Origin of the sequence: Thermogemmata fonticola, assembly GCF_013694095.1 — a bacterium.
GTDB lineage: Bacteria > Planctomycetota > Planctomycetia > Gemmatales > Gemmataceae > Thermogemmata > Thermogemmata fonticola.
Map to the genome: position 1 here is coordinate 88207 of NZ_JACEFB010000016.1, position 9328 is coordinate 97534.

The 9328-nt window shown below is 54.2% G+C and carries 6 protein-coding genes; 1 reads left to right on the forward strand and 5 read right to left on the reverse strand.

Annotation, left to right across the window (positions count from 1 at the left end; all coding sequences use genetic code 11):
* Positions 1-133 precede the first annotated feature (133 nt).
* From H0921_RS15880 to H0921_RS15895, 4 genes are all read right to left on the reverse strand, one after another.
* Positions 134-1441, reverse strand: a complete 1308-nt coding sequence (locus H0921_RS15880; RefSeq protein WP_194539498.1) for a DUF1501 domain-containing protein — start codon at positions 1439-1441, stop codon at positions 134-136.
* Positions 1442-1489: 48 nt separating this feature from the next.
* Positions 1490-3817 carry a DUF1549 and DUF1553 domain-containing protein gene (locus H0921_RS15885; RefSeq protein WP_194539499.1) on the reverse strand — a complete coding sequence of 776 codons (2328 nt, stop codon included), beginning with the start codon at positions 3815-3817 and terminating at the stop codon, positions 1490-1492.
* Between the two features lie 333 nt (positions 3818-4150).
* Positions 4151-5806, reverse strand: a complete 1656-nt coding sequence (locus H0921_RS15890; RefSeq protein ID WP_194539500.1) for a FecR domain-containing protein — start codon at positions 5804-5806, stop codon at positions 4151-4153.
* 323 nt (positions 5807-6129) lie between these two features.
* Entirely contained in the window at positions 6130-6657 is a 528-nt protein-coding gene (locus H0921_RS15895; protein WP_194539501.1) for an RNA polymerase sigma factor, read from the reverse strand.
* A gap of 756 nt (positions 6658-7413) precedes the next feature.
* Between H0921_RS15895 and H0921_RS15900 the strand changes: the two genes are divergently transcribed.
* Entirely contained in the window at positions 7414-8607 is a 1194-nt protein-coding gene (locus H0921_RS15900) for an NAD(P)/FAD-dependent oxidoreductase (RefSeq protein WP_194539502.1), read from the forward strand.
* A 413-nt stretch (positions 8608-9020) separates the two neighbouring features.
* Here the strand turns inward: H0921_RS15900 and H0921_RS15905 are convergent.
* Positions 9021-9328 (reverse strand): hypothetical protein (locus H0921_RS15905; protein WP_228499900.1); only part of this gene is annotated, 308 nt, incomplete at its 5' end.

Genomic DNA, 9328 nt, shown 5'->3' on the forward strand with positions numbered 1-9328 from the left:
AGCCAACGCATTAGGTCCACCTTCCACAAGCACACCAGCAACATTCGACAAGTTCATTTCTCTGATAAAAGGCAGGGGGGATGGTAGAGAGTTTCGTTTGGCGGGCACCTGACACCCAATGCGCTTCGTTGCTTTACGCCAGCGCCTCACGAATAAGCGGCCGATCTTGAACGACAATTTTGATGGGTCGGCCATCAGTGGTGAGTAGTTCCTGGTCCGGGTTGATGCCGAGCAAAGTATAGATGGTGCGAGCGAAGCTCTCGACGTAATAAAGCTTGTCGGTGATCTGAGCGGCGCGATAATCCGTGGTGCCGACAACAGTCCCTCCCTTAAAGCCGCCGCCCGCGACAACGACGAATTGGACAGGCCAATGGTCGGTACCTTTGCCACCACCACCCTGGCGCCAAGGGGTTCGCCCCATCTCGCCCAAAAGGGTTACGATGGTGGTTTTTAGCAAGCCGCGTTCGTCGAGGTCTTCCAACAGGCTGGACACGGCGCTATCGATCGAAGGCCAGTTGTTGCGACAGCCGCCATCGTTGTCGTCGTGGAAATCCCAACTCAGCAGCCGGAGGTGGACGAACGGTACGCCTGCCTCGATCAGTCTCCGAGCTAGAAGTACCGCTTCACAAGCGCTGCGGCCGCCACGGGCCCGATTCTCGGACGTGGCACCGTAACGTTGCAAATTGCGCGGGCTTTCTTTGCTGAGGTCCAACGCTTGGGCAATACGTGCCGAGCGCAGCATGTCGAAGGCATTTTGTTGGAAACGATCACGTCCTTCTAAAAGCGGTTCAAATTTGTCAAGTTGATAGCGTAGCCTGTTGAAAGCGTGCACCAAATTGCGTTCACGATCGAATAGCGTCAATTGCGCTTGGGGAACTGTGAGCATTTCCCGCATCGCCCTAGCTTGCTGGTCTGAAAACACCAAGGGAGCTACCGCGGAACCCAGGTAGGAATCGACCAGTACGTTGGCTCCTTCAAACGAGATGAAACTGGGGATGCCAGGCGGGGCGGGGCGGAGCTTTGCTACAACGCTTCCGTAAGTCGGATACTTAGGGGTTTGTGGTTCACGTCGGCGGTTACCGGTCAACCAGTAGTAGGTATCCTTAGCATGGTCTGCTCGCGCATCTCCGGTAGTACAGGAGCGAATGATGGTGTACTTGTCAGCGATTCGCGCCATCCGCGGCAATAATTCCGTCACGTGAATACCCGGCACATTGGTACGGATTGTTTGGAACGAGCTACGAAATTCCGCAGGAGCATCAGGCTTTGGATCAAACGAATCACGATGGGGCGGTCCTCCACCCAACCAGAGACAGATCATCTGGCGTGCCTTCGGCTGGGGACGACCAACCTCAGTTACAGCCTGAGCACGCAGAATATCTGCCCACGTCAGCCCAAACAGGGTGCTCCCGCCAATCGTCAGAAAATGGCGACGATTCATGCTTCCTTCCTCCCTTGGCAATGGTTCCAATGCGGCAGGACTTGTCTGCTAGTGGTTGAAAATAAACTCATTCGAGTTCACCAGGCTCCAGATCAAGCTCCTGTAACCTTCCAGGGTGTCGTGTGTTTGTTTCAGGAACTCCTGGGCCAAGTGAAGCTCCTGGTCGGAGGGCATTCGGCTTAGAGTAAGCAAGAAGATTTCGGTGATCCGTTCCGCCTCTGTGGGGTATTTTTTGAGAATCTCAGACAAGCGATTCCTGGGATCCTTGAGCTTTTTGCGTACTGCCGGATGATTGGCAAAATAAAGGGCTTGAAGCATGTTGGCTTGGTTCTCGCGTTCGCAATCGCAAACAACTTCCACATCGCGCTTCGGTCGGCCAAAGGCCTCCAAGGCGAATGCCGTGTCTGTGTCTTTGCGGTGGAAAATGGCTCCGCCTTCCAATAGCCGAATACCTGCCGGCATTCCCGGCGGCACTTTCTCTCCCGGAACGGACCGGATTCCCACAACTTGGTCGAAGCAGTCCAGCAACACCTCTGCCGGTAGACGCCGCAGGTAAAACGAGGCGAAATTACGGCGATCGTGCCGATTGCTGTCGTTGGTCACACTGCTTTGCTGGTAAGTGCGGCTACAGAGAATGGTCCGATGCAGCCATCTCAAATCGTAGCCATTCCTGATGAATCCCGCGCACAATTCCTGGAGCAGTTCCGGGTGCGACGGAGGATTCAACGGCGAAAGGTCGTCCACCGGATCGATCAGGCCGCGCCCGAAATAATGTTCCCACACGCGGTTGACGATCGCCTTGGCGAAAAACGGATTGTCCGGGCGCCGCAACCAATCCATCACGAGTTGGCGGCGATCCACACCGTCGGGCGGCTCGGCTATCGGCTCCCTCTCGCCGAGAAAACGCAGCGTCTTGGAAGTTTGCGTGCCGAGCGGACTCGTGACGATGGCGTAGCCGGTTGCTTTCTGGCCGCTGTTGAAGAACGAACGGCCATTCTTCATCCCAGGCCCGTCAAGGTCTTTCCTGGTCAGCACCCAGATTTCCCCGTCGCCAAGCTGCCCTTTGAGCAAACCTTGGGCTTTCGGGGGCAACCCTTTGGCCTTTTGCAACGCCAGAGCTACGACCTCTTGACTCGCCTTGGCGCGCGGAGCAGCAAGGCCGTTATAGTGGGGTATCCGCATGAAAAAGTTGGCAAAGCTGAGAAGATCATCCTGGGTCCACACGTCATTGGGATGGCGATGGCACTGTGCGCATTGCAAACGCAGGCCCAAAAACGCATGTCCGACGCGAATGGCATGATCCACATCGCTCTCCATGCGTCGCTGCCAGAACAAATCCAGAGTTTTGCGGGCGGCATAGGTCGTCGGCGCTTTTCCCTCTACCTCTTCGAGCACGATCTTGACGGCTTCCTCGGCCCATTCTTCCAGGCTCCGCCCTTCGCGCGAAGTTGCCGTGAGGATACGTTCCACGAGTTGATCGTAAGGGATGTTTTCCTTCAACCGCGCTCGCAACCACTCGTAGGCGCGGTACTCATGGTGCACCTGCGGAGGAAAACCTGGAGCGTGGAAACTGCTCAAACGCAGGATGTCCATAAACTTGGTGGCCCACAAAGCCGCATGATCAGGATGCCCTAGCAAAGCTTCAATCTTTTTGGAGCGCTTCTCCGGGTCCTTGTCTGCCAAAAAGGCACGCACTTCATCGGGTGTCGGCAGAGCACCAGTCACGTCCAGATAAACTCGGCGGAGAAAAGTAGCATCATCGCACAACTCCGATGGTTGAATGCCAAGAAGACGTAAACGAGCAAGGATATGTTTGTCAATGAAGTTGTGTTCTTTCACTTCGGGGAAACTGTTCTCGATTTTTTCGGGCATTACCACTACCAGGGCCATGCCAACTTGGCCCGGGTAGCGAATCACGATAGCCGCGTCTCCTACTCCTACCACACTCACATGTCCGCGGGCATCAACTTCGGCCACCTCCCGATTGTTGGACTCAAACACACACAGAGCTGTGATATCTTCCCGCGACCCGTCCCGGAAAACTACTTCCACTTTCAATGTAAAATGCTCTTTCGGCTTGCCTGTAAACCGCGCCGGAGACACAATCATTTCCTTCACATGAGAGTTATTGACGGAATCGAACGGGGCACCCGCCGCCACCCAATTGCGGAGAATTTGGTACTCGTAAGAACCCACACCCGTGCGCATGCCGCCTTCGTGCGGAACTTGACCCGTGGCCTTCAACAGAAACAGGCTATTCTCAGGATGGACAAGATTGACCCGTCGCCCCGATGCATCTTTCAACAATTGGTCGTGGTCAGCAGCAGGCAAGTAGCCGAAGAGACTGAGACGAAAGCCTCCCCTACCTTGAACCATCCCGTGACAGGATCCCGCATTGCAGCCGAGTTTGCTCAACACCGGCAGCACATGCCGATGGAATGACGGCTCCTTCGGCGCCTCCCCTGCGAGACACTCGCCAGATGCAAAACAGCCGATCCCAACTAATACCAGTATGAGATGGAAAGAAGGCATTCTCTTTCGGCTCAACGAATAGCTCCGGCGCTTATTCATCTCTGTTTCCCTCCGTTGTCGCGGCTTTCAGGGTGGTTGTTGGAGGGGAAGCTGTCTTGTTTGCCAGATCGCTCACTGTTCGGACCGCCGATGGATGAAATCGGACTAGTCAAACAACCATCGGGGGGGAGGCTTGCTCTAGCGATAGCGAGGCCGTTGGTAATTGCTCCTTATTGGCTCGGCTAATGTAAGGCCGCGTGGTCTGAACAGTTCGGCGTCCAACCACGGGCCTGTCCTCGCAAGCGAATCAGTCGGTTCATCGTTGTTCAACAAAGTAGTCGTTTTCCAGACCTTGACAGTGCGGTCGTAGCTGCCTGTGGCGAGGTATTTTCCATCGGGAGACAAAGCTACACTCAGACCCTCAAAGCCCACGGCTCCTTCATGCCCTTTCAGCATGCCGTACTCTGCGCCCTTCGTCACATTCCAGAAACGCACTGTGGTATCGGCACTTCCCGTCACGATAGTCAAGCCATCGGAGGAGAATGCTAGCGAGGTTACCGCTCGGGTGTGGCCGCATAGGATATGCTTCATTTTCTGACCAGCAATGTCCCATAGCCGTACATCACCTACGGGATAACGCATGCGAAAATCCCGCGGGCCTGTGGCGATGGCCAACGTGGTACTATCGGGAGAGAAGGAAACAGCCCAAACAGCCAGTGCCGGCGGACAATCGATTCTCAGCCTTTCTGATCCCAACAGAGCATCCCGTACGATGACGGTGGAATCGAGACCACCTGATGCGAGGAGGGTTCCGTCAGGAGAAAAGGCGAGGGATGTGAGCGAGGCATTGTGGGCGGGGAACTTGGCTTGGACAACTCCCGTGGTCAGGTCCCACAAGAGTACGTTCCCTGTGCTCAGACCCGTTGCCAATATTTTGCTATTGGGCGAGAACGCTAGGCAACTGATAGTGTTTTCCCCCAGATTCTTTTTGTCGGTCAGCAGCCGTGGCGGCTGATCCGGCGGCAAACCGTACAATATCACATGTCCACGACCTCCTGCAGCCAACGTCTTTCCATCCAGCGAAAATGCCACACACGACCGACCCAACAGTTCCCTCGGGGGCGCTTGGCTTTGAACCGGCCCCAAACGAATACTTCTTTCTTCTTTGCTAACACGACATGCCGCCGCCAACCATTCGCTGTCCGGCGAAAATGCCAGATTCAGAGCTACCGCTCGGGTATCCAAGCCGAAGTTAGGAAAGACCGCCCAATTGTTTCCTTGCCCCAAGAACAAACGGCCCAGGGATACGTCCCCTGCCTCAGTCGCCACCAGATAATGTCCCTCTCTGATCGAAATCGATTTTCCGCTGAGCTTATGAGTGAAGCGGACCTCACCGCGTATGACTGCCAATCCCTCCCCGTCGAGGATATGCAACGACGTTTCCGCCTCGGCTACGGCAATGCCAATTGCAGTCTGCACTTTCATCTTGCGCTTGATAACTCGCCCCACGTCCACTACTAAGTTGCCTTGTTCCACAATGAACAAACGGGCGTTCTCCTCCTTTTGCAACGATGTGTACACGACTGTGTCGCCGCTGATGTTCATCTTGGCGTCGTCATCGATGGCCACCAAAGCCTTACTCTCTGATCCCCGTGTCACGATGCTTTGACCCGGAAAGAGAAACTGACCAGAATAGGCTGGCCTGCTCTCGTCATGATTCACCACCAGGACATTCCCTTCCACCTTTTTCAACTCGGCAACTACACTCGGACTGGACTGGGCAAGCGGTAATGGATCCTGCGGAGCTTGTTGGGGGGCCAGCCGCCAATTTGTGATGACTATCCCTAAAGCCACGAGTAGGCAGACCGCACAACTCGCAATTACCCAACTGCCAACTCTTTTCCACTCCCTCCTTGGCCAACCTCTTCGCTCGAAAATAACTCCTTGTTCAACAGCGGAGGATGAACTTGACAGGTATTCAGCTACAGATCGTTCCTCCGCGAAAGCCTCATGGAGATGAACGTCCAACAATATCATTTCCAGAAACAGAGAACGGTCCCCCGCATCGCCAGATCGCAACAACTCGGCCAATATCTGGACGTCTTCGGGTGATAGCTCACCGTCCTGGAGTTGTCCCAGATACTCCCAAAGCCGTTCGTTCACCTCAGCAGCCCCCGCTAATCTTCAATAAGATGTACTTTTCTCTGAACACAATTGCGCAGCCATTGCCGTGCTCGACTCAGGGCGACTTTGACTGATTCTGGTTGCCATGCCAAGGTCTTCGCAATGTCAGAAATAGAACGCCCAAGTTTATAACGCTGTTCGATAACTTCCCGGCTCCGCCCCTTGAGAGCTTCTAAGCACATTTTCAAAAACCGATAGCGGACGTCGCTTTCCCCTACTAATCGCTCGTTTTCTTGAATCGACTGGGCCACCACTTCTGCCAAGGACTCGGACAGGGGCATTATTTTTTTCTGCCGCTGGTGCCTGCGGTAGTAGGCCGAGGTTTGCCGCCTGGCAATCTCCAATGCCCACGCCAAAAATTGATTCACCTGGACGCCATTTCGGGCTTGTTGAGCTATCGCAAGCCCGACTTCTTGAAAAATCTCTTCGCTTGCGGACCAATCGCGGGTCAGCGTATGAACGTAAGCGAGAATCACGTGCCTATGTTGCAAAAACTGCCGTAGCAATGGTGATTCTTGCATTTCATGCCCTCCGTAGGTGATGTGGATCGAGGGGGCGAAAGGTTAGCAAAAATATCACATCTTTGGGCTGAAGCGCGCCGGGTCAATCCACAATTCCCTCTGCTCGCTCGGTTACCGAATCTGCTATTGTCCGCTGAGGAGAGAGCTGGCCCCTTGATTCTCGCTTTTACCCACCGCCATCAACGACAACATTTGGAATTTGTTCCAGGATCATTTGTTATGGCTATCTTATCTGGTCATTCGACAGCAACTGAAGGCCTCAGACGCTTCCTCAAACCAGGTATCGCTCAGTTTCACGGATAAGCCCATCTTTGGCCTGGACACCTGCTGGGGACGGGTGATCTTGGAAAATTTTGTAACTCTTGGAGCCAATTCCGGATCGTCTTAACTAAGATCACCGAGCGTTGCGGAGTTTAGACGCACCCATAAAGGCACCAAGCCAAAGATTTCATCCACAAACCTGACGGATAGGATCGTACTCGGTCAGCAAATCACTTGCAGAAGTTTGCACCAACTGCTGCGACTTGGGGTGTGTTGGGTGAAATCGGTTTTCACCTTGAAATCGGGGATCCTCCATGCCAGGCGATGTGAACCAAAACGATATTGGTTTCGGCAACTGAGGTTCGTAGTCCGATGCTCTAAGGCTGGAACCGCTTATCTCCCGGACTTCAGGCCGCACGATATGGATCCCCAGCGAATCTGTCGAGGATGGAATGGCTCGGTTATGGATATCCAAAAACTGTAGGAGGAACTCTCATGCACGCCAACATGCATCACCAGATTCTGATTGTGGGAGGCGGCACGGCAGGGATTACAGTCGCCGCTCGGCTTCGTCGGTCTGATAAACGGTTGGATGTAGCCATTATCGAACCATCCGAGAAACATTACTACCAACCCCTTTGGACGCTGGTGGGTGCCGGTGTTTTCCCCAAACAAGCCAGCGAGCGGGCAGAAGCCGATTACATCCCGAAGGGAGTCGCCTGGATTCGTGATGCCGTAACTGAGTTTCTACCCGCGGAGAATCAGGTTAAGACACGTGATGGACGAACGGTTAGCTACGACTACCTTGTGGTAGCGCCGGGTCTCCAACTCAACTGGGATCAAGTGAAGGGGCTGCCCGAAACGATTGGCCACAACGGAGTGTGTAGCGTTTATAGCTATCAGTACGTCGATTATACGTGGGAATGCATTCGCAACTTCAAGGGTGGTACCGCTTTGTTCACACAACCAGCTACTCCCATCAAATGCGGTGCGGCTCCGCAAAAGATCATGTACCTGGCTGAGCATTACTTCCGCCGGACGGGGATCCGCGACCGCTCCCGCATCGTATTTGCCTCCGCCAACCGCAAAATCTTTGGCGTGGAAAAGTACGCGGAAGCACTGAGCAAGGTATTAGCCCGCAAGGGAATCGATACCCGTTTCCGGCACAACCTCGTCGAAATCCGACCAAACACCCATGAGGCGGTCTTTGAAAACCTAGACACGCAGGAAACCGTCGTCTTGACCTATGACATGATCCACGTCACCCCACCACAAGGTCCCCCGGATTTCGTGCGGAATAGTCCGCTTGCCAACGAATCTGGTTGGGTGGACGTCGACAAGTACACCCTTCAACACGTACGTTACCCAAATGTCTTCAGCCTGGGCGACGTCAGCAACCTGCCCACTTCCAAAACCGGATCGGCCATCCGCGACCAAGCCCCCGTGTTAGTCAAAAACTTGCTAGCTGCCATGCGACACCAACCACTGCCTGCCCGCTATGACGGCTACTCTGCCTGCCCCATTATTACAGACTACGGCAAACTGATACTGGCAGAATTTGACTATGACCACAAACCTAAGGAGACCTTCCCCTTCAATCAGGCTAAGGAACGCTGGAGTATGTGGCTCCTGAAAAAATACGGCCTCCCCTGGATGTATTGGAACCTGATGCTCAAAGGCCGTATGTAATCCCGCTTTTCCTTTGCCGCATTCGCCCGAAATCATGAAATAAGAGAATGCATGTAGAAGTACCTTCATTCATTCGCCCACGACAACTGCATGTCGTCTGTCGCTGATGCCGGAGTTAGACGGGAAAATATCCGAGAAGAGGTACGCCCCCAAAGGTGAACAGTGATATTTCGCCTCGGTTCCACCTTCAAGATCACCTCCACGGACCAGCTTTTGATTTTGATCCAAATCTTCGACCAATCTTTGGACAATACGTCTTCCTGACGTGTGCGCTGAGCATAACCTTCTTTATGAAGTTGAACACTCCAATTTTTGTTATCTACGTTATCTTGGAAAACAAAGGCAAACAAATGTTTCCGGGACGGCATCGCGCGAAATGGGACACCGAATATGTACCGCTCAGCTTACCAGCTTCAGTTCGTCCCTCCGGCTCGGCGGCGGCTCAGCCAGTAAAATACTCCGCCGGCTACCAAACACACCACCCCCGCCAGCGTCAGCCACAAATACCACCGCACCGGCCGCTCCCACTCCACACCCACCGGCTCCGGCAATCCAAACGCCGACAACGTAAACTCCCTCTCCAACGGCTCCACCCCTTCATCACGCAAATCATACTCCCTCGTGACCATTACACCCTCATATTGGTACGTCCAACGCACCGGAATCGGATACCCAGACTTCCCCACCCGCGTCTCCATTACCACCACCTCCGATCCATCCG

Excerpts from the sequence above, each read along its gene's own strand:
- H0921_RS15880 (WP_194539498.1), bottom strand. The coding sequence starts at position 1,441 with ATGAATCGTCGCCATTTTCTGACGATTGGCGGGAGCACCCTGTTTGGG.
- H0921_RS15895 (WP_194539501.1), bottom strand. The coding sequence starts at position 6,657 with ATGCAAGAATCACCATTGCTACGGCAGTTTTTGCAACATAGGCACGTG.
- H0921_RS15885 (WP_194539499.1), bottom strand. The coding sequence starts at position 3,817 with ATGGTTCAAGGTAGGGGAGGCTTTCGTCTCAGTCTCTTCGGCTACTTG.
- H0921_RS15900 (WP_194539502.1), top strand. The coding sequence starts at position 7,414 with ATGCACGCCAACATGCATCACCAGATTCTGATTGTGGGAGGCGGCACG.